The sequence below is a fragment of the Flavobacterium lindanitolerans genome (assembly GCF_002846575.1).
In the GTDB taxonomy this organism is placed as follows: domain Bacteria; phylum Bacteroidota; class Bacteroidia; order Flavobacteriales; family Flavobacteriaceae; genus Flavobacterium; species Flavobacterium lindanitolerans.
Map to the genome: position 1 here is coordinate 2,056,863 of NZ_PJND01000007.1, position 19,212 is coordinate 2,076,074.

At 38.2% G+C, this 19,212-nt stretch carries 20 protein-coding genes and 1 tRNA gene; 14 read left to right on the plus strand and 7 right to left on the minus strand.

Features of this window, described 5'->3' with window-relative positions; all coding sequences use genetic code 11:
* Positions 1-107: 107 nt before the first annotated feature.
* From B0G92_RS09165 to B0G92_RS09175, 3 genes are all read left to right on the plus strand, one after another.
* The gene (locus B0G92_RS09165; protein WP_101471882.1) at positions 108-1,613 is read left to right on the plus strand and encodes an aldehyde dehydrogenase family protein; all 1,506 of its coding nucleotides are present in this window, start codon (positions 108-110) and stop codon (positions 1,611-1,613) included.
* Between the two features lie 67 nt (positions 1,614-1,680).
* Positions 1,681-2,742: a 2,3-butanediol dehydrogenase gene (locus B0G92_RS09170; RefSeq protein WP_101471883.1), complete on the plus strand. Its 1,062-nt coding sequence runs from the start codon at positions 1,681-1,683 to the stop codon at positions 2,740-2,742.
* 49 nt (positions 2,743-2,791) lie between these two features.
* Positions 2,792-3,166: a DUF779 domain-containing protein gene (locus B0G92_RS09175; protein WP_101471884.1), complete on the plus strand. Its 375-nt coding sequence runs from the start codon at positions 2,792-2,794 to the stop codon at positions 3,164-3,166.
* On the opposite strand, the gene B0G92_RS09180 is transcribed toward B0G92_RS09175, so the two are convergent.
* On the minus strand, positions 3,159-4,082 hold the full coding sequence (locus tag B0G92_RS09180; RefSeq protein WP_101471885.1) for an AraC family transcriptional regulator: 924 nt from the start codon (positions 4,080-4,082) through the stop codon (positions 3,159-3,161). The genes B0G92_RS09175 and B0G92_RS09180 overlap by 8 nt on opposite strands.
* A 93-nt stretch (positions 4,083-4,175) precedes the next feature.
* Positions 4,176-4,565: a ribosomal maturation YjgA family protein gene (locus tag B0G92_RS09185; RefSeq protein WP_101471886.1), complete on the minus strand. Its 390-nt coding sequence runs from the start codon at positions 4,563-4,565 to the stop codon at positions 4,176-4,178.
* 148 nt (positions 4,566-4,713) lie between these two features.
* On the opposite strand from B0G92_RS09185, the gene B0G92_RS09190 reads away from it, so the two are divergent.
* Complete coding sequence (locus tag B0G92_RS09190; protein ID WP_143395011.1) at positions 4,714-5,001, plus strand: hypothetical protein; 288 nt, start codon at positions 4,714-4,716, stop codon at positions 4,999-5,001.
* Positions 5,002-5,046: 45 nt separating this feature from the next.
* Here B0G92_RS09190 and purL read toward each other — a convergent pair whose 3' ends face one another.
* The 3 genes from purL to B0G92_RS09205 all read right to left on the minus strand — a co-directional run bounded on the left by purL (position 5,047) and on the right by B0G92_RS09205 (position 11,165).
* On the minus strand, positions 5,047-8,742 hold the full coding sequence (purL, locus tag B0G92_RS09195) for a phosphoribosylformylglycinamidine synthase (protein WP_101471888.1): 3,696 nt from the start codon (positions 8,740-8,742) through the stop codon (positions 5,047-5,049).
* 145 nt (positions 8,743-8,887) lie between these two features.
* On the minus strand, positions 8,888-9,535 hold the full coding sequence (locus tag B0G92_RS09200) for a DUF1579 domain-containing protein (protein WP_101471889.1): 648 nt from the start codon (positions 9,533-9,535) through the stop codon (positions 8,888-8,890).
* 85 nt (positions 9,536-9,620) lie between these two features.
* On the minus strand, positions 9,621-11,165 hold the full coding sequence (locus B0G92_RS09205) for a hypothetical protein (protein WP_101471890.1): 1,545 nt from the start codon (positions 11,163-11,165) through the stop codon (positions 9,621-9,623).
* 191 nt (positions 11,166-11,356) lie between these two features.
* Here B0G92_RS09205 and B0G92_RS09210 point away from each other — a divergent pair, with 191 nt between their 5' ends.
* From B0G92_RS09210 to B0G92_RS09235, 6 genes are all read left to right on the plus strand, one after another.
* Positions 11,357-11,785 (plus strand): hotdog fold thioesterase, encoded by a 429-nt coding sequence (locus tag B0G92_RS09210; RefSeq protein WP_056071051.1) that lies wholly within the window; start codon positions 11,357-11,359, stop codon positions 11,783-11,785.
* Complete coding sequence (locus B0G92_RS09215; RefSeq protein WP_310793706.1) at positions 11,782-12,843, plus strand: isochorismate synthase; 1,062 nt, start codon at positions 11,782-11,784, stop codon at positions 12,841-12,843. Before B0G92_RS09210 ends, B0G92_RS09215 begins: the two co-directional genes overlap by 4 nt.
* Before the next feature lie 42 nt (positions 12,844-12,885).
* Positions 12,886-13,602, plus strand: a complete 717-nt coding sequence (bshB1, locus tag B0G92_RS09220; protein WP_056071057.1) for a bacillithiol biosynthesis deacetylase BshB1 — start codon at positions 12,886-12,888, stop codon at positions 13,600-13,602.
* Positions 13,603-13,665: 63 nt separating this feature from the next.
* Positions 13,666-13,741: transfer RNA gene (locus B0G92_RS09225), tRNA-His, on the plus strand.
* 114 nt (positions 13,742-13,855) lie between these two features.
* The gene (locus tag B0G92_RS09230; RefSeq protein ID WP_056071059.1) at positions 13,856-14,119 is read left to right on the plus strand and encodes a hypothetical protein; all 264 of its coding nucleotides are present in this window, start codon (positions 13,856-13,858) and stop codon (positions 14,117-14,119) included.
* Between the two features lie 121 nt (positions 14,120-14,240).
* Positions 14,241-14,570: a YegP family protein gene (locus B0G92_RS09235; protein WP_056071062.1), complete on the plus strand. Its 330-nt coding sequence runs from the start codon at positions 14,241-14,243 to the stop codon at positions 14,568-14,570.
* A 50-nt stretch (positions 14,571-14,620) separates the two neighbouring features.
* On the opposite strand, the gene B0G92_RS09240 is transcribed toward B0G92_RS09235, so the two are convergent.
* Together B0G92_RS09240 and B0G92_RS09245 are read right to left on the minus strand one after the other, a co-directional pair.
* Complete coding sequence (locus tag B0G92_RS09240) at positions 14,621-15,622, minus strand: M28 family metallopeptidase (protein WP_101472063.1); 1,002 nt, start codon at positions 15,620-15,622, stop codon at positions 14,621-14,623.
* A gap of 26 nt (positions 15,623-15,648) precedes the next feature.
* Positions 15,649-16,665 (minus strand): DUF3667 domain-containing protein, encoded by a 1,017-nt coding sequence (locus tag B0G92_RS09245; RefSeq protein WP_101471892.1) that lies wholly within the window; start codon positions 16,663-16,665, stop codon positions 15,649-15,651.
* Between the two features lie 352 nt (positions 16,666-17,017).
* Between B0G92_RS09245 and B0G92_RS09250 the strand changes: the two genes are divergently transcribed.
* The 4 genes from B0G92_RS09250 to B0G92_RS09265 all read left to right on the plus strand — a co-directional run bounded on the left by B0G92_RS09250 (position 17,018) and on the right by B0G92_RS09265 (position 19,212).
* Positions 17,018-17,710 carry a DUF421 domain-containing protein gene (locus B0G92_RS09250; protein WP_101471893.1) on the plus strand — a complete coding sequence of 231 codons (693 nt, stop codon included), beginning with the start codon at positions 17,018-17,020 and terminating at the stop codon, positions 17,708-17,710.
* A 5-nt stretch (positions 17,711-17,715) separates the two neighbouring features.
* Positions 17,716-18,207, plus strand: coding sequence for a GNAT family N-acetyltransferase (locus B0G92_RS09255; protein WP_056071071.1), 492 nt, complete (start codon positions 17,716-17,718; stop codon positions 18,205-18,207).
* 101 nt (positions 18,208-18,308) lie between these two features.
* Entirely contained in the window at positions 18,309-18,686 is a 378-nt protein-coding gene (locus B0G92_RS09260) for a SpoIIAA family protein (RefSeq protein ID WP_101471894.1), read from the plus strand.
* A 19-nt stretch (positions 18,687-18,705) separates the two neighbouring features.
* Complete coding sequence (locus B0G92_RS09265) at positions 18,706-19,212, plus strand: pyridoxamine 5'-phosphate oxidase family protein (protein ID WP_056071076.1); 507 nt, start codon at positions 18,706-18,708, stop codon at positions 19,210-19,212.

Below are 19,212 nucleotides of genomic sequence, written 5' to 3' on the forward strand. Positions count from 1 at the left end.
TTAGTTATTTTCTTCTTAAAATTAGAATTGTGCTATTTTTTGATAGAATAATGCTATAATTCGTAATTAGTAATACTCAAATTTGATAAAACTAAAAATATTAAATTATGAGCGATGTTCTAAAAAGACCCCAGTTTAAAGAAAGATATGATAATTATATAGGAGGAAAATTTGTACCTCCTGTGCATGGAAAATATTTCGACAATGTTTCCCCGATTGACGGAAAAGTATTTGCACAGGCAGCACGCTCCAGCAAAGAAGATGTTGAATTGGCTTTGGACGCGGCCCATGAAGCGTTTAAATCGTGGAGTAAGACTTCACCTACCTACAGAAGCAATCTGCTTATGAAAATTGCCCAGGTTATAGAAGACAATTTAGAATATCTGGCTATTGTTGAAACAATTGATAATGGAAAAGCTGTCAGAGAAACATTAGCGGCAGATTTGCCTTTGGTTGTGGACCATTTCAGATACTTTGCAGGAGTAATCAGAGGAGATGAAGGTACGATTGCAGAACATGATGAAAATACTGTTAGTATTGTACTGCATGAGCCTATTGGTGTCGTGGGACAGATTATTCCGTGGAATTTTCCGCTTTTGATGGCAACCTGGAAAATAGCTCCGGCTCTCGCTGCTGGTTGTTGTACGGTTGTAAAACCGGCAGAACAGACTCCGGTTTCAATTATGATTTTAATGGAACTGATAGGTGATATTTTACCTCCCGGCGTATTGAATATTGTTAACGGCTACGGAATCGAAGTCGGAAAACCATTGGCAACATCTTCAAGGATTTCTAAAGTAGCCTTTACGGGAAGTACCACTTCGGGAAGATTGATCATGCAATATGCAGCTGAAAACATTATTCCTTCCACTATGGAATTAGGAGGAAAATCGCCTAATATTTTCTTTAAATCGGTAGCTGATGCAGACGACGAGTTTTTTGACAAAGCCATCGAAGGCGCCGTTTTATTTGCCTTAAATCAGGGTGAAGTATGTACCTGTCCGTCAAGAATGCTAATCCACGAAGACATTTATGACAAATTCATTGCTAAAGTAATTGAACGTACCAAAGCAATTAAAACCCTGCATCCTTTGGATAAGTCTTGTATGATGGGAGCGCAGACTTCCAACGAGCAATACCAAAAAATACAGTCCTATCTGAAAATAGGAAAAGAAGAAGGAGCCGAAGTACTGTTAGGAGGTGAAATAAATCGTTTGGAAGGTGATTTGGAAGGTGGATTTTATATTGAGCCTACAATTTTCAAAGGACATAACAAGATGCGTATTTTTCAGGAAGAAATTTTTGGTCCGGTAGTTTGCGTGACTACATTCAAGACGGTTGAAGAAGCCATAGAAATAGCAAACGATACCTTGTATGGATTAGGAGCAGGTGTCTGGACCCGCGATGCCCATGAGTTGTATCAGGTTCCGAGGGCTATTCAGGCAGGACGTGTATGGGTGAACCAATACCATTCCTATCCGGCTCATGCTCCGTTTGGCGGTTATAAAAAATCAGGCTTCGGACGCGAAAACCATAAAATGATGCTCGACCATTACAGAAGCACTAAAAACATGCTGATTTCTTACGATAAAAAGAAATTAGGATTCTTTTAATATTTAATTGTTGGCACCGCATTTTAAATGCGGTGTTTTTATTCTCCAAAAAATAAAAATATATACTATGGCAAATATGAAAGCAGCCCGCTGGCATGCGGCTAAAGATATCCGGGTAGAAGAAACAACAGTGCCGTCACCCGGAAAGAATCAGGTACAGATAGAAGTGCAATTTGCGGGAATTTGTGGTTCCGACCTCCATGAATATACACACGGACCAATGTTGATTCCTTTTGATAAGCCTTATCCGCTTAACGGACATCAGGGAGTGACAACATTGGGTCATGAGTTTGCGGGAATCGTAAACGAAGTGGGCGAAAATGTGAAGAACATAAAAAAAGGTGACAGGGTTGTAGTCGAACCTATTTTTAAAAATCCCGAAAGTCCTTTTATAGCGAATGGACAGTATAATCTTTCAGAACCACTCGGGTTTGTTGGATTGACTTCTAATGGAGGTTTTGCAAAATATACGGTTGTCGAGGATTATATGGTGCATAAAATTCCGGATTCTATGAGCTTTGAGCAGGGAGCATTAGTAGAACCTGCGGCCGTGGCGGTTTATGCGGTTTTGCAAAGCGGTCTTAAAATAGGGCAGTCCTGTGTTATTTTTGGAGCAGGACCTATTGGCCTTTTATGTGTGCAGGCGGCAATTGCGGCAGGAGCAACAACGGTTGTGGTGGTTGACGTGGCTGAAAAACGTTTGGAAAAAGCACTTTCTATAGGAGCCAGTTATGTAATTAACGGAAAAAGCGAAAATATTCCGCAGCAAGTAAGAGACCTGACAAATGGAGGTGCCGATATTTTTCTGGATGCGGCAGGTGTACAGGCAACATTTAACGCCGGACTGGCCAGTTTGAAAAACGGGGGAACGGCTGTTTTGGTTGCTTTGTTTGGAAAACCGGTAAGCCATGATGCCTTTACACAGGTTGTCCGAGAAATTACTATTAAAGGAATTATCGCCTACAGAAATATTTTCCCGGAAGTAATAAATCTTATTGCTACTGGAAGGATGCCGGTTGAAAAATTAGTAACCAGTAAAATAAAACTCGACAATATAGTGAAAGATGGTTTTGAAGCTCTTGTGACCAATCCATCCGAAGTAAAAATATTAGTTGACATTAATAATTAACTTAGTAAATGAGCTTTCCTGTTTTTGGGAGCTCATTTCTTAATCAGTTATGGCTACAAAAAGAGTACTGGCTACCGAAAAAGCCAAAGAAGTAATAGCACGGCTAAAAGCAGAATATGGTGAATTGATTTTTCACCAAAGCGGAGGCTGTTGTGAAGGTTCCTATCCGCATTGTTTTGAAAAAGGCGGTTTTTTGATTGGTTCCAACGATGTGTGCATTGGAGAAATTGAAGGTTGTAAGTTTTATATGGCTGGCGACCAGTTTGAATATTGGAAGCATACCCAACTCACTTTGGATGCTATGGAAGGCAGGGCGGCCAGTTTTTCCCTTGAATCCGTTTTGGATGTCGGCTTTTTTATCCATTCCCGATTGTATACAGAAGAAGAAGCCAAAGATTTGGAACCCGTAGAACGGTTTAATTAACGGTAAGTTTTTGATATTGTTTTGGGGTAATTCCTTCGTGTTTTTTGAACAGGCGTATGAAGTAATTGCTGTCTTCAAAACCCAGTTCATACGAAACTTCATTTACATGGATATTCTGCCCACTTAAAAGGGCTTTTGCCATTTTTATTTTTTCCTGGAGGATAAATTCAACAGGAGTGATTCCCAGTTCTCTTTTGAAAAAACGATGGAAGGCAGTTGTACTCATACAGGCTACATCCGATAGTTTTTTCATATTGATATTGTTATTGATATTTGCCTTGATGTAGGCTATAATGGGAGAAAGTGTCGGATTGGAATCTGTAAGAGTGTTGTCCTGGGCTCCTTTTTGGGTCTGTAGCTGTATGATTTGAATCAGCATTTCCTGTAAGGTCAAATCGGCTATAATGTCTTTGGTTACAGAATTGCTTAGGCAAACTTTAATCAGTTTTTGTATGGAAGCTGCCAATTCTATATTGTTATAGAAAAAATAATTATTGGCATTTAGCTGCCAGTATTCATCCTGACCTTTAGGGTATTTTTCATTAAGCAGATTTAATATTTCGCTGATTTTGGAATGATCTAAAGCGAGGGCAAGGCATTGGGTTGGATTTTGTTTGGAAGCTTCAGGAAAATCAATTTTCATCTCTACATTGGAGGGAACAATAACGGTTTCACCCGGAAGATAATCAAATCCTTCCTTATCAAACAGATGCATTACCTTTTTGCCTCTCAACATGCTGGTCACAACCAAATCATTAAATTTTAAAGGAACCAGCTGAGCTTCCTGATAAGTTTCAAACAGGTTCAGTTCACAATGATTCAAAGTATGTATTGTCCGGTTTTCAACCAGTGTCTTTAAAGAATTTTCTTTGGAAAGTTCGGGAGCATTGAGAATTATTCCGTTTTTTAAAGCCATAACCATCAAAAAGTTTTAAAAAGTAATGACTTCACTTTATAAGAAAAGTCATTCCTATAAAAGTAAAGATTTTTTTTCTTCGGGCAATGAATATTAACGTTTTTGCTGACGGTTGCGTGAACTTTTTAAAATATTTTCAATCATAAAAACAATCCCGATTCCAAAAGTATAGGCAAGAATATCGCTCCATAAAAATCCTTGCCCTAATATAAGACGACCTAAAGTGGTAGCACGGATACTGACTATCCAATCGGCCTGATACAATTGCAACGTCTCTATAATATAACAAACCAAAAGTGAAATTAAAACCGTTGTTTTGGTTCTGGCTTTTGGAAAAAGAAACCGTACCAGAAAGTATATCATGATGGCATAAAGCATGTCGCCTATAAACAGGGGAATCGTTTTTATAAATCGGGATAACAGTCCCAGAACGATTGTTCCTGATAAGAGTAAAAAGTATAATAACCGGGATTGTCTTTTCATACTATAATTTCTGCCCTCTAAAATACAGTGTTTTTACTTAATAAAAACAGGGAATAGCCTTATAGTCAGTAAAATAACTGTTTCTACATTTGGTTTATGCGTAAGCCGAAAAGCAAAAAGAGTAGGCATTATATAAAATAGAATCAGTATGGGAATGTTATTTTACTTAGCAATGGGCTGGTGTGGTACAAAGTTTCCGGGTTGGTGGCGTTTTCCAGTGCCTCCGCATCCAGACCCTGAACCTTGGAGAGATTTTTCTGTTTTGTCAGTAATCGGAATAATTGCAGGCGGAGTAGGTGGGTCATTGTTCCATGATGCAATTACACAAAATGCACTGTTTGCCGGTCAGGAAATGATTGCTTCAGGAATGTTTGCCTTTGCCGCTTCGGGTATAGTTACCGGAATCGGGTCTGTAATGATGAAAGGGAAACGATAAAAACAAAGAATCCTTTCCACTGGGAAAGGATTCTTCTGTTTAAAATCAGATTTTATTTTCAATCCATTTTCTTGCATTCACAAAAGCTTCATGCCAAGGCGAAACTTCATCGTTTCTGCCTTCCGGATAATTTGCCCAGTTCCATTGGAAAGTTGAACGTTCAATATGCGGCATCATAGCCAGGTGTCTTCCGGTTTTGTCGCATAACATGGCAATATTAAAGAAAGAACCGTTAGGATTAGCCGGGTAATTTTCATAACCATATTTTCCAACAACATTGTATTTGTCTTCAGTATAAGGCAAATCAAATTTTCCTTCACCATGCGAAATCCAAACTCCTAAAGTGCTTCCGGCTAATGTGCTTAACATTACGGAATTATTTTCTAAAACGCTCACAGATGTAAAGGCACTTTCGTGCTTGTGAGAGTCGTTATGTCTTAATTTTCCATGTACTTCATGTTCCGGGTTGATTAATTCCAATTCCATAAACAATTGAGCCCCGTTACAGATTCCAACAGACAGCGTGTCTTCTCTTCTGAAAAAATTATCCAAAGCCGTTTTTGCCTTTTCATTGTATAAAAATGCACCGGCCCAACCTTTGGCAGAACCTAAAACATCGGAGTTGGAAAAACCTCCAACAGCCCCAATGAATTGGATGTCTTCGAGAGTTTCACGGCCCGAAATCAAGTCGGTCATATGGACATCTTTTACATCAAAACCAGCTAAATACATAGCATTGGCCATTTCACGCTCAGAATTACTTCCTTTTTCGCGTATGATAGCGGCTTTTGGTCTTGGTTTTGAAGCGTCAATTACCGGTTTTTTTCCTGTAAAATGTTCAGGGAACTTAAATTGCAAAGGCTGTTTTTTATAGTTTTCAAAACGTTCTTTTGCTTTCAGTTCTCCCGACTGTTTTTTGTCTAACAGATACGAAGTCTTGTACCATGTGTCACGTGCTTCAGCCACATCTACAGATAGATTTTGGCTTCCGTTTTTGATAGTTACGGTGTTGCCATCTTTTACTTTTCCAATATTGAAGAAAGAAATATTATTTTGCGCCAATACAGTTTCAACAGAAGCATCTGCCTGGAAAACAATTCCAATGTTTTCAGAGAATAGAACTTTTACAGTATCATTTTCATTCAGATTGCTCAGGTCGAAATCAGCTGCCAGATTCACATCTGCAAAACACATTTCCAGTAAAGTAGTAATTAATCCACCACTTCCAATATCGTGTCCGGCCTGGATTTTTCCTTCCTTAATCAGGTCTTGCAAGACATTAAAAGTAGTCTTGAAATTGGCTGCATTTTTGATTGTAGGAACATCGTTTCCTATTCTGTTTAAAACCTGTGCAAAAGATGAACCTCCCAATTTGAAAGCATCTTCTGAAAGGTTGATATAATAGATATTGCCACCGTCTTTTTTCAGAACTGGCTCGACTACTTTTCGGATATCGGTACAATTACCTGCCGCCGAAATAATTACCGTTCCGGGAGCAATAACATCTCCGTTAGGGTATTTCTGCTTCATTGAAAGGGAGTCTTTTCCTGTAGGGATGTTGATGCCCAATTCTATTGCAAAATCAGAACACCCTTGAACGGCTTCATATAATCTTGCATCTTCACCTTCATTTTTACAGGCCCACATCCAGTTGGCAGAAAGTGAAACTCCTTTTAAGCCGTCTTTTATTGGTGCCCAGATAATGTTAGACAATGCTTCTGCAATTGCCGTGCGGCTTCCTGCAGCAGGGTCAATTAAGGAGGCAACAGGAGAATGGCCTACGGTGGTTGCAATTCCTTCTTTTCCTAAATAATCCAGAGCCATAACCCCAACATTATTCAGAGGCAATTGCAATGGTCCGGCACATTGTTGTTTGGCAACTTTTCCGCCAACACAACGGTCTACTTTATTGGTAAGCCAGTCTTTACAAGCCACAGCTTCCAATTGCAAGACCTGGTTCAGATAATTTTTAAAATTTTCCTGAGTATACTCTAATTCGGTATAGTTTCGATTTACAGTAGTGTCGGTCATTACCATTTTAGGTGAACTTCCAAACATATCTTCCAAAGCAAAATCCATCGGTTTTGCTCCTGTCGTTTTCGACTCAAAAGTGAATCTGTGGTTTCCGGTTACATCACCTACCTGATACATAGGTGAACGCTCACGGTCTGCTATTCTTTGTAAAGTATCGATATCTTTTTGGCCAATAACCAATCCCATTCTTTCCTGAGATTCGTTTCCAATGATTTCCTTGGCAGAAAGTGTAGGGTCGCCTACAGGAAGTTTATCCAAATCAATCAGACCTCCTGTCTCTTCAACCAATTCCGAAAGACAGTTTAAATGGCCTCCGGCTCCATGGTCATGGATGGAAACTATAGGATTCGCATCACTTTCTACAAGGCCACGGATAGCATTTGCAGCACGTTTTTGCATTTCCGGATTGGAACGTTGTATAGCATTCAACTCGATTCCGGAACTGAAAGCACCGGTATCTGCAGAAGAAACTGCAGCACCGCCCATACCAATTCTGTAATTTTCACCACCCAGTATAACGATTTTATCGCCGGTTTTTGGCTTTTGCTTAATAGCCTGGTCTTGTTTTCCATAACCAATTCCTCCGGCTAGCATGATGACTTTGTCGTAACCAAGTTTGTCAACCCTGCCAGAGTTTTGAACGCTGGAAGGGTTATTTTCTTCTTCGTGTTCAAATGTCAGGACTGAACCCGTAATTAACGGCTGTCCGAATTTATTCCCAAAATCAGAAGCTCCATTTGAAGCCTTGATTAGGATATCCATTGGCGTTTGGTATAGCCATTTTCTTTCTTCCATTGCTTTTTCCCATGGACGGTTTTCTTCCAGGCGGGAATAAGAGGTCATGTATACTGCTGTTCCCGCCAAAGGCAAAGAACCTTGCCCGCCAGCCAGACGGTCACGAATTTCTCCTCCGGAACCGGTTGCCGCACCATTGAAAGGCTCAACAGTTGTCGGGAAGTTATGTGTTTCCGCTTTAAGCGAAATAACAGAATCAAAATCTTTTGTTTCGTAAAAATCAGGCTTGTCTGCGGATTTAGGTGCGAATTGTTGCACTTTTGGTCCTTTTAAGAAAGCTACATTGTCTTTATAGGCCGAAACAATATCATTCGGATTTTCTGCGGAAGTTTTCTTAATCAGCTTGAATAGGGAAGAAGGCTTTTCTTCTCCATCAATGATAAAGGTTCCGTTGAATATTTTATGGCGGCAGTGTTCTGAATTTACTTGTGAGAATCCAAATACTTCAGAGTCGGTTAGTTTTCTGCCTAGTTTTTTGGACAAATTTTCCAAATAGTCAACTTCCTCTTTGCTTAATGCCAGTCCTTCTTTTGTATTGAAGCCTGCAATATCTTCAATTTCAAGGATAGGTTCCGGCTGTATATTTATGCTATATATTTCCTGTCCTAATTCAGAATATTTCTGAGAAAGCATCGGATCAAAATCAGAAAAATCAGTAGTGACTTTTTTAAATTCCTCAATACGGATAATGCCTTCGATACCCATATTTTGAGTAATCTCTACGGCATTCGTGCTCCAAGGAGTAATCATTGCAGCTCGTGGGCCAACAAAAAAATCCGCTAGTACGGATTTTTCAATTTTATGGGTGTTGCCAAAAAGCCAGTTTAATTTTGAAATGTCTTGAGCAGAAAGTTCGTTTTGCGTCTGAACGGCAAAAACAGTATTGCTTTCGTTTCCGAAGAAATGAATCATTAGTTCTTATATTTAGTTGTTGTTGTGGCGCAAATTTAGTTCAAAAAGTCCTAAAGTCAAAAGCCTTACGCCAAAAGTTCGTAAACAATCTCTGTTAATAAAAAAGACTGTCTTCCGACAGCCTTTTTCGCATTGTTTTTAGGTGTTATTTCTTTCTTTTCAGCATGATTTCCATACTTTTAAATTCTTTTCCGTCCGGTGTCATGTCATACATTTCCACTTTTTGAGTGTTAGGGTCGACAACGGTAATGACTTCACGAACTTTTTTAATTTTTTTTGTCATCGGGTCAGTAACTTCACCTTCCATTTTAATTGTTTTTGAAGCTTCGTCATAATTTCCTCTCATAACCATAATTCCCGTTCCCATATTGTCAATCCATGTTGAAACGTATTGCTTGGAGGCATTATCATAGGCTAAAGTACTGCGCCCTTCAAAAGGCTGTCCCATCATGTTTCCGGTATGCACCGATTCCTGATAAAGACCGTTTAATATCATTTTGGTATTGGCAGTAGCATTGCTTTTGTGTGGCAACCTATCGTCAGGTCCCATCCAGAAGGTAAGTTCTTCGTCCCAGGTTCCTACGTCAGCAGCCATTTTTTTGTGCATTTCGCCCGGTGTCATGTATTCCTGCCAGGCTTTTTGCATGGCAATCGAATCCATTGGTTCAGACTTTACGGTTTCTGTTGGAACAGAATCTTTTGGTACTGTTGTTGTCGTTTCAACCTTGACTTCTTTTTTACAGGCCGTCAGGCACAGAAGCAAAGCACCCAGATAAATGTAGTTTGTTTTCATAATTGTATTGATTTTGTTTGATTCGCATAAAATTATGAAAAAAAATAATTTAATCTTATTTTTAATGGTGATTTTTCAAAAATGATTAGCGTTCTTCAAAAGTAATAGATTCATAAGCGCCAAGGTCTGGACTTGCCGTATTTCTTGCTGTTCCTTTGATATCGTTAGGAACCTGAGCAGCAACACCAGGATCTCCAAAACCATTTGCGCTTGATTCTTCGCCAATCATCAGCTTGTTTTTGTTGATGTCCAGGAAGTTCGGATTTCCATTTCGGATGATATTGGTATTATCATTCACAAAGGAATAGATATTATTGGTCGTATTGATAGAATTGCTAAGCTTGATTTGGCACTTCGTAAATGTTGCATTGAAATTATCCGAACCTTCTTTTTTATTGAGAAGCAATCCGGATTGGTTGGAACTGAAAATAATGCAGTTCTTAAAGCTGGCTTCCAATGGTTGTACTTCCGGTGTTGCTCCCTGTATGTAATTGTCAAGTGCAACAGCGTACTTTCTGGAGCCCGACCAGTTGTTATTGAATGTACAATGTTTGAAGTCATATTTTCCACCATAGCTGCCTACAAAGCTTGAAGAGCCACCCCAATTGATAACTACATTTTCACCCTCAACATATCCTGTTTGTGCCAGAATTCCCGCATTAGATGAGTTGTAAATCTGTACATTCTTTAATTTTAAGTCAGGAGTAGGGTTGTTTATTCCTGAATTTCCGGAAACCAGAATCCCCACAGTTGCATTTTTGATAGTAAGGTTAGTAAATTCATGTCCGGTGCTTCCGTTTGTAAGCCAGATAGCCAGCCATTGTCCTGGTGAATCAGAAAAGGCCGGTTCTAACCGATCACCTTCAAAAATAACTTCGTTTTCTAATTGGTCTGTAAACGATTGGCTTCCATTTATTTTGATTGAACTGCCATTATATGCAATCAGGGCAGAGCCGGAGTGAAAATGCACCCGTGTGCCTGGATCTATTGTGAGCGTTTCATTGGCTGGAACACCTGCATAGCCATAAATAACATAAGGTTTGTCTTTAGTCCAGTGTCTTTCAGTATCATCAAGGAAAAAACCTCTTCCTGTTATAGGATTTCCTTCTTCATCGACTCCAATAGGAATCTGCTCGTAATTGCCTTCATTATCACGGTTAGGATAGAGAAAAATGGCATCTTTTACCAAAGTAACCAATTGAACTTTTTGCTGTTTAGTTCCGTTGTCAAATAGAATCTGGTCTGTATAAAGATATTCTGCATCCGGATTGGCAAAGTCATTGTAGTCTATAGTCGTCTCTATGAAAATAAACAAACTGTCTTTAGCCAGAAGTTCTACATTATTGAAAATTTTACCTCCGGTTCCCTGCATTCCGTCTACCATCATTCGGTATTTTGAATTCATTCCTTTTGCAAGCTGTATGGTTGGGATGCTAATGTCTTTATCACTGCGGTTGTATACTTTTAAGGTATAAGTACTGGAGCCGATGTTCGTAAAAACAGTATCGAGAAAAACCGTATCTTTTGAAAATCCAAGATTACCGCTGCTAGGCTCAAAATCAAAATCTTTTCGACAAGAAGTCAGTGAAATAACAGCAATTATGAATAAAAATATAAAGGTATTGCGCATCGGTTTGAATTTTGGTAAAAATAGTAAAAATCTGATTTGTCAGACAGGTTAATTTTTTTAAATTGAGTTATGTCTTGCATCAGTTAACTCAAAAATGTTAAAATTAGTATGTGTCTTTTAACTTTTCTGACAATAATCGACTGCTGTGTTCCGTATTAATTTCCTTAATTTTGGAAAAACAAATTTTAATAATGGCTTTCGATAGAAATACAATGCTTGAAAACTGCAAGAAATGGTGTGAAAATACCCTGATGCAGACTTTAGAAATAGAATTTATTGATGCCGGAGAAGGTTATTTAAAAGCCCAGATGCCGGTCAATCCAAGAGTCCACCAGCCAATGGGACTACTTCATGGCGGTGCTTCTGTTGCCCTTGCGGAAAGTGTAGGAAGTGCGGCTTCACTTATGTTTATTAATCCGGAAACTCATGAAGTTCGCGGTATTGAAATTTCAGCAAACCATGTCAAAAGTAAACGGGCGGGTATGGTATACGGAACGGCAAAAATTATCCATAAAGGACGTATGGTACATCTTTGGGAAATCAGGATAACTGATGAAAATGATATGCTGATATCACTATGCAAGATTACCAATATTGTTTTGGAAAGAACAAAGAAATGATGTCCGGATTATACCAAAAAGCGGAAGAGCAGTTCAAAAACAGACTTCCTTTCGCATTGTACTCCAAGCCCGGAGAAACTGTTGCTGTCGGGATTTTTCAAAAGGATGCTTCTTTACACTTTACAACCGATTTTAAGGAAGAAGGATTTGTACTTGCCCCATTTCATGGTGAGCAATTTGTACTGTTACCAAAAGAGAAATCGGATGTCTTTACGGAAGCATATACCCGAATTGCAATTGAAAATAACAATACAGTTTTTGGAGCAGATGTTGCAGCCAAAGAAAACTTTGAACAGTTGGTTCAGAATGGGGTAGATGCTATCTGCAAAGGCAATTTCAAAAAGGTTGTTCTGTCACGTAAAGAAACGGTTTCTTTAGAAAATGTCACTCCTTTTGAGTTGTTTAAAAAACTGCTTTCGGCTTATCCGACAGCTTTTAAATATTGTTTTTTCCATCCGGAGATAGGTATGTGGCTTGGAGCAACTCCGGAGCAGTTATTAAAAGCTTCGGGAGACCGTATCAAGACTGTGGCGCTTGCCGGAACACAGGTGTATCATGAAGGAGAAATAAAATGGGAAATTAAAGAACAGAAAGAACAGGAATTTGTTACGGAATTTATTCTTGAAGGTCTTGAAGATTATGCAGCCGAAAAAAACAGTTCTAAACCTTATACTTTCAGGGCAGGAAATATTGTACATATCAAAACTGATATCGAAGCACGTTTGCATGACAGGCAGGATTTAGAAAAAATAATAAAAATGCTGCATCCAACTCCGGCTGTATGCGGACTTCCAAAAGAAGCTTCCAAAAAATTTATACTCGAAAACGAAGGTTACAACCGCGAGTATTATTCAGGGTTTTTAGGAGAACTGAATCGGGATTTCGCAAAAGATAAACCGGAGAATTCCGACTTATTCGTCAATCTCCGTTGTATGAAGCTGCAAAATGGAAAAGCCAATTTATACATAGGCTGCGGGATTACAAAAGATAGTATTCCGGAGAAGGAATTTATAGAAACTGTGAATAAGTCATTAACGCTGAAGAATATCCTTGGGTAATAATTATTCTTCGTATTTTTAAAAAACAAACAAACACAAACAATGAAATTAGACATACTTTTTTTTGGTGCGCATCCCGATGATGTTGAATTGGGCTGTGGTGCCACTATTGCTAAAGAAGTCTCGTTAGGAAAGAAGGTTGGTATTGTCGACCTGACCAGAGGAGAATTGGGAACACGTGGCACTGCTGAAATTCGTGATGAAGAGGCAAAAAATGCCGCTGCTGTTTTAGGGGTTGAAATACGTGAAAACCTTAAGATGCGTGACGGTTTTTTTATCAATGATGAGGCCCATCAGATGCAAGTCATTAAAATGATTCGAAAATACAGGCCCGAAATCGTAATCTGTAATGCTATTGATGACAGGCATATTGACCATGGCAAAGGCAGCAAATTGGTTTCTGATGCCTGCTTTTTATCCGGGCTGATTAAGATTGAAACTGAAATTGATGGCATAGCCCAGGCCGCCTGGAGACCTAAACTGGTATATCATTACATCCAATGGAAAGATCTTAAACCGGATTTTGTGGTTGATGTCAGCGGTTTCATGGATAAGAAAGTAGCCTCTCTAATGGAGTACAAATCCCAGTTTTATGACCCAAATTCCAATGAGCCTTCCACGCCAATAGCTACAAAAAACTTTAAAGATAGCATCTTATACCGTGCTCAGGATTTAGGAAGATTGATAAACTCGGAATATGCAGAAGGATTTACCGTAGAAAGATATTTGGCAGTCAATAGCTTAGGGGATTTAGTTTAATTTTTTGAACTTTTTGTTTGCAGGAATCAACTTTTGCAGTATATTTGCACTCGTTAAACAAATGGTGGTTGTAGCTCAGCTGGTTAGAGTATCGGTTTGTGGTGCCGAGGGTCGCCGGTTCGAACCCGGTCTGCCACCCATTTTTAAAGCCCTGGATTTTCCAGGGCTTTTTTTATTTCTTCTCTTTGCTAATTAAAACTTAAATTGGCTGTGTCTGTGGTCATTATTTTCTAAATTAGAGAGAAAAAAGACCATGTCACAGCAAATAATTATAGGAAATCCGATTTCTTTCAAGTCCATCCGGGATTATATTTTTAATCATAAAGTCAATAAAGGTGATTGTATTGTGCTGAATCCGCTCAATTATAAAAGTTTGATTGAAGAGATAAAACATTCACACGAAGAAACAATTGAAATTCCAATCAATGTTTTTGGAGTACTGCTTGTTCAGGATGAAACGGACAGTGTGGAATTGGGAAAAATCCAGATTGTAAAAAACGAGAATCTCAATTCGTGATTCTATTAAGAAAAAATAATCCGGTATTGTTATAAAATTTGATAAAAATGTTATATTTTGGCTATTATTATTCTATGGAATTGCATAAGCTCAAATTAGTATAACTTTTAAATTAAATTTTATGGGGACATTCTTGATTTCAAAAAGAAAAAATGACGAGTTTCAATTTGTACTGAAAGCCGGAAACGGAGAAGTCATATTGACAAGTGAAGGCTATTCAAGCAAAGCCGGATGTACGAACGGTATCGAATCAGTACGAAAAAATTCACAGGACGATTCTAAATTCGATAAAAAGGAAGCTTCAAATGGCAAATTATATTTTAACCTAAAAGCTACAAACGGACAGATTATTGGGTCAAGCCAGATGTATGCTTCTGCTTCAGGACGCGATAACGGAATCGAGTCTGTAAAAAAGAATGCGCCAGACGCAGATGTGAAAGAAGATTTGTAGTTGTAAAACTTAATAAATAAAAAAAGCTCCGATATCGGAGCTTTTTTTATTTATTTTCCATCCCTGTCAATAACAGGTCTATCTTTTCGGTTTGCTAATTCCCAGGCGGTAACGAAAACGAGTTGGGCCCTTTTTTGCAGCAGATCATATTCTATTTTGTCCGGCGTATCGGTTGCTTTGTGATAGTCTTCATGAACTCCGTTGAAATAGAATAGTGACGGAATTCCATTTTTTGCAAAGTTATAATGGTCGGAACGGTAATAGATTCGTTCCGGGTCATTCCTGTCGTTGTATTTATAGTCTAATTCCAGCTTGGTATATTCTTTATTTGCGTTTTCTGATATCTTATGCAAGTCTGTACTCAAACGGTCAGAACCTATCAGATAAACGTAATTTCCGTTGTCTTTATGTTTGTCATCACGACGGCCTATCATATCGATATTCAAATCGGCAATTGTATTTTTTAATGGAAACAGCGGATGCTCGACATAATATCTTGAACCGTGTAATCCATGCTCTTCACCGGTTACATGGAGAAATAGAATAGAGCGTTTTGGCCCGTGTCCGTCTTTCTTTGCCAACATAAATGCTTTAGCAATCTCCAGCAAGGCAACAGTTCCGGAACCGTCATCGTCAGCACCATTATACACCTGTCCGTTTTTCATTCCTACGTGGTCGTAATGCGCAGAGATGACCAAAATTTCATCCGGTTTTTCAGAACCTTCAATAAACGCCCAGATATTTTCGGAATCGTTTAGTTTAGGACTAAATGCCCGTGACATAAATGCCGCAGGAACTTTTTGGTAAAAGTCGGTGGCCCCTTTTGGATAGGAAACACCTATTTTTTCATATTGGGAAATCAGGTATTTTCCAGCCTTTTTTTGACCGGGTTCGCCAGTATTTCGGCCTTCCATTTCATCTCCTGCAATGACATAGAGATTAGTTTTTAAATCAGAAGCAGATATGGCTTCCATATATTTTGTTGGCTTGACTGAAGAACAGCTAACCAGGAATAACGAAAGCATAAAACCGGAAACAAACATTTTTTTCATCTTCAAATTTTTATAAAAATACGAATTTAATGTAAATTCCATAGGCTGTAGAGAAATAGTATTGTTGAAAAAATACTGATAAGGAGCATGTTTATAAAAAACAGTACAAAGCCCTTTAGTCTTGAAATGGCTTTGTGTTCTCCAAAAAAGTTGCTGTGGGCTCTAAAAAAGTAAAAAAACATATAGAACATGGCAGCAAGATTATAAAGGTTGGAAAAGATGCTGCCATACGGGATCAGGTCCATAATCCAGTTAAAAAGCATTCCAATCGTTATAACAAGCAAAAGGAATGAGAAATAATGCAGGGTAAACACCCCACTGTCAAAATAATACCACTTTTTCTTGTCGTGCATCAGCCAAAGGAAAAAAGCAAATATCGGCATATATAAAAACAAGACTTTTGGAAGTGTATGGACAAAGGATTCCATAGCCTTGTTCCAAAGTTCAGCCCTGTTTTTGCTCTTTAGAATTTTTATGATTTTTTTAGTGGCATTATATTCAAAGTCTGAGAGCTTTTCTGCTTTTTGAGAGTTTTTTTGAATGGAATCTAACTGTGTGAGGTTTTTGATGCGGGGTCTGTTAGGAAGGTCTATTCCTGAAAGTTCCTCTTCCACCTCGTCATTCATTTCTTTAAGTCCCTTTTCACTTTCTTTATTTACTTCCTCCTTTGTTGTTTTTACCTCTTGTTTTTCGACATCTTTCTTTTCATTAAACTTTATAAGCGATGGGCCAGGCAAAAGCGTAGGAAGGAAGAAGGTTACAAAACTGATGAAAATATAAAGCTTTACCGGAGGTACGAATTTTTTTCTTTTGCCTTCCAGATAAGTTTTTGTCAAATAACCGGGCTTGAATAAGAGGCCTTTTATGGTTTTCCAGAAGCTGCCGTCATAATGGGTAAGGTCTTCTATAAAATGCGTAAACAGATAATGAAATGATTGTCTTGTTTCGGTGTTTTCCTGTCCGCAATTAGGGCAGAACTTATTTTCAACTACATAATTGCAGTTCAGGCAGGTTTTGTTTTCCCGTAGTTTTTGGTGTCCCATTTTCTAAGATGAATGCTTCTGTTTTTTATGGAAGCTAAAACTATAAAAAAATCCAAAACATTTGGGAAAGATTTTAAGAAACTTCAAAAAAAAGCAAGGCTTCAACATCTTCTCAATGCTAAAGCCTTGCACATGAATTACAAGCTACTCTAAATTAACGTGATTGCAATTCGTGTTATTTTCTATCAAAATGTACTGATAGCCAATTCAGAAATTTATATTCGGATGAATTGAACTATAAAATTACACTATAATTCGATTTTTTGTTTTTAAAAAACTATTAAATTTCTCTTAAAAATTCACTAAGAGCAAGGCATAATTAGTAAATTCAAATAAAAAAAAGGGTTAAAAGATGTATTCTATTTTTGAATGGGAAAGGCTGCTTATAAACAATCATCCTTTCGAGTTTCTTTTCGAGGTAATTTTCAGGTCGGTCATTATGTTTATTGTCCTGTTGATTACATTGCGGTTTACCGGAAAAAGAGGAGTGAAGCAGCTTTCGATTTTTGAGACTGTTATCATTATTGCTTTAGGTTCTGCAGCCGGCGACCCTATGTTCTATGAAGATGTAGGATTGATTCCGGCCATTACGGTTTTTATTGTTATCATTTTGCTGTATCGGTTTGTGACCATGCTAACTGGTAAGTTTAAATGGTTTGAAAATCTGGTCGAAGGAAAAACGGAATGCCTGATTGAAAACGGGAAATTTTCTATAGCCAGTTTTGAAAGAGAGGGATTGGCGCAGGATGAATTTTTTTCGGAATTAAGACTTCGTTCAATTGAACATCTTGGACAGGTGAGGAATGCCTATCTTGAAACATCCGGAGAGGTGAGTATTTTTTTCTATGAAGACAAGGATGTAAAATACGGATTGCCTATCTTGCCGCAGTTATTTGAAAAAAAGAGCCAGACCATTCCCGGAGCAGGTTTCTATTCATGTACTTTTTGTGGACATACGAAAGAAGTCGAGGCAGGAAAAGCACATTGTGAAGTTTGCCATAAAACCGAATGGGTCGAAGCAATCAACACTATACGAAAAGCATAAAATAAATGATTACGATTACCAAAACTACCGATTATAATGCCGTACGAAAGATTGCGGAACAAACCTGGCCTAAAACCTATGGGCATATTCTTTCACCAGAACAGATTGACTATATGTTTGCTATGATGTATAGCATTGATGCGCTAAAAGAACAGGCAGACAGTAAAGGACACCATTTTATTCTTGCAGAAGAGGACGGAATACCTTTGGGTTTTGCTTCTTATGAATTTAACTATAAAGGAGAACCAAAGACCAAAATCCATAAAATTTATATCCTTCCCGAAACACAGGGCAAAGGAATTGGAAAAAAACTACTTGATTACATAGTAGAAAAAGCCAAAGAAAATAAAAATACGATACTTTCCTTAAATGTGAATCGTTACAATTCTGCCTATGAGTTTTATGTCAAAATCGGATTTGAGAAAAAAGGGGAAGAAGATATAAATATTGGAAATGGCTACCTGATGGAAGATTATATCATGGAAAAACAACTATAGTTATTTAGGATTTTGTTGGCAAACATTATGATATCAATAACATAGCTCCCGTTTTATATGGCGTAACTTTGAGTAAGACCCTAACCAAAATACTCACTGTTATGATAGAACAAATCCACAACCTGCCACAAAATATGGTCGGTTTTCGCTCCAGTGGCGAGGTTACACAGGACGATTTTAAACTCGTAAATAAAAAAGTTTCTGAGCTTGTCGAAACAACAGGCAAGCTCAATTATTTGCTTTTTTTAGATAATTCTCCGGCCGATTTTACTTTTGGGGCCTGGATACAGGATGCCTTGCTGGGTATCAAAAATATTACCAAATGGAACCGGGCCGCTATTATTTCCGATTCCGAAACGGTCGACAAATTCACTTCTTTTTTCAGCAAAATTATGCCTGGAGAATTTAAGGTTTTCCGAAAGGACGATATGGCACGTGCTGTTGACTGGACTTCGGAAAAAATTGATATCAAAGAATAACCAACTAAAAAATAACGTCATGGGAGATTATAAAAACTTAAGCAGCGAAGATGCTGTCTCGAAATTGAAAAAACTGGCAGAAGATATCAGAGTTTGTATGTTTTGCACGGATTTGACGCATGCGCCGTTTTCAACACGGCCAATGAGCGTACAGGAAGTAGATGAATCAGGAAACATATGGTTTTTGAGCGGTGCCGATAGCGATAAGAATTTCGAGATAAAACAAGACGAAAATGTACAATTGCTTTTTGCAAAGAATTCAAGTTCAGAGTATCTGAATGTATACGGAAAAGCATTTATCTACCGGGATAAATCGACCATCGAAGACAAATGGAGTCCCATTGCAAAAGCATGGTTTTCAAAAGGTAAAGATGACCCGAATGTTACCGTAATCCGCGTTCAGCCTGATTATGTTTATTATTGGGATACCAAAAGCGGCAAGATGGTATCGCTATTGAAAATAGCTGTAGGTGCCATTATTGGAAAACCACTAGACGACAGTATAGAAGGAAAACTTTCGGTATAA

Coding starts and splice junctions, on each gene's coding strand:
- B0G92_RS09165 (WP_101471882.1), top strand. CDS start 108: ATGAGCGATGTTCTAAAAAGACCCCAGTTTAAAGAAAGATATGATAAT.
- B0G92_RS09170 (WP_101471883.1), top strand. CDS start 1,681: ATGGCAAATATGAAAGCAGCCCGCTGGCATGCGGCTAAAGATATCCGG.
- B0G92_RS09175 (WP_101471884.1), top strand. CDS start 2,792: ATGGCTACAAAAAGAGTACTGGCTACCGAAAAAGCCAAAGAAGTAATA.
- B0G92_RS09180 (WP_101471885.1), bottom strand. CDS start 4,082: ATGGCTTTAAAAAACGGAATAATTCTCAATGCTCCCGAACTTTCCAAA.
- B0G92_RS09185 (WP_101471886.1), bottom strand. CDS start 4,565: ATGAAAAGACAATCCCGGTTATTATACTTTTTACTCTTATCAGGAACA.
- B0G92_RS09190 (WP_143395011.1), top strand. CDS start 4,714: ATGGGAATGTTATTTTACTTAGCAATGGGCTGGTGTGGTACAAAGTTT.
- purL (WP_101471888.1), bottom strand. CDS start 8,742: ATGATTCATTTCTTCGGAAACGAAAGCAATACTGTTTTTGCCGTTCAG.
- B0G92_RS09200 (WP_101471889.1), bottom strand. CDS start 9,535: ATGAAAACAAACTACATTTATCTGGGTGCTTTGCTTCTGTGCCTGACG.
- B0G92_RS09205 (WP_101471890.1), bottom strand. CDS start 11,165: ATGCGCAATACCTTTATATTTTTATTCATAATTGCTGTTATTTCACTG.
- B0G92_RS09210 (WP_056071051.1), top strand. CDS start 11,357: ATGGCTTTCGATAGAAATACAATGCTTGAAAACTGCAAGAAATGGTGT.
- B0G92_RS09215 (WP_310793706.1), top strand. CDS start 11,782: ATGATGTCCGGATTATACCAAAAAGCGGAAGAGCAGTTCAAAAACAGA.
- bshB1 (WP_056071057.1), top strand. CDS start 12,886: ATGAAATTAGACATACTTTTTTTTGGTGCGCATCCCGATGATGTTGAA.
- B0G92_RS09230 (WP_056071059.1), top strand. CDS start 13,856: ATGTCACAGCAAATAATTATAGGAAATCCGATTTCTTTCAAGTCCATC.
- B0G92_RS09235 (WP_056071062.1), top strand. CDS start 14,241: ATGGGGACATTCTTGATTTCAAAAAGAAAAAATGACGAGTTTCAATTT.
- B0G92_RS09240 (WP_101472063.1), bottom strand. CDS start 15,622: ATGAAAAAAATGTTTGTTTCCGGTTTTATGCTTTCGTTATTCCTGGTT.
- B0G92_RS09245 (WP_101471892.1), bottom strand. CDS start 16,665: ATGGGACACCAAAAACTACGGGAAAACAAAACCTGCCTGAACTGCAAT.
- B0G92_RS09250 (WP_101471893.1), top strand. CDS start 17,018: ATGTATTCTATTTTTGAATGGGAAAGGCTGCTTATAAACAATCATCCT.
- B0G92_RS09255 (WP_056071071.1), top strand. CDS start 17,716: ATGATTACGATTACCAAAACTACCGATTATAATGCCGTACGAAAGATT.
- B0G92_RS09260 (WP_101471894.1), top strand. CDS start 18,309: ATGATAGAACAAATCCACAACCTGCCACAAAATATGGTCGGTTTTCGC.
- B0G92_RS09265 (WP_056071076.1), top strand. CDS start 18,706: ATGGGAGATTATAAAAACTTAAGCAGCGAAGATGCTGTCTCGAAATTG.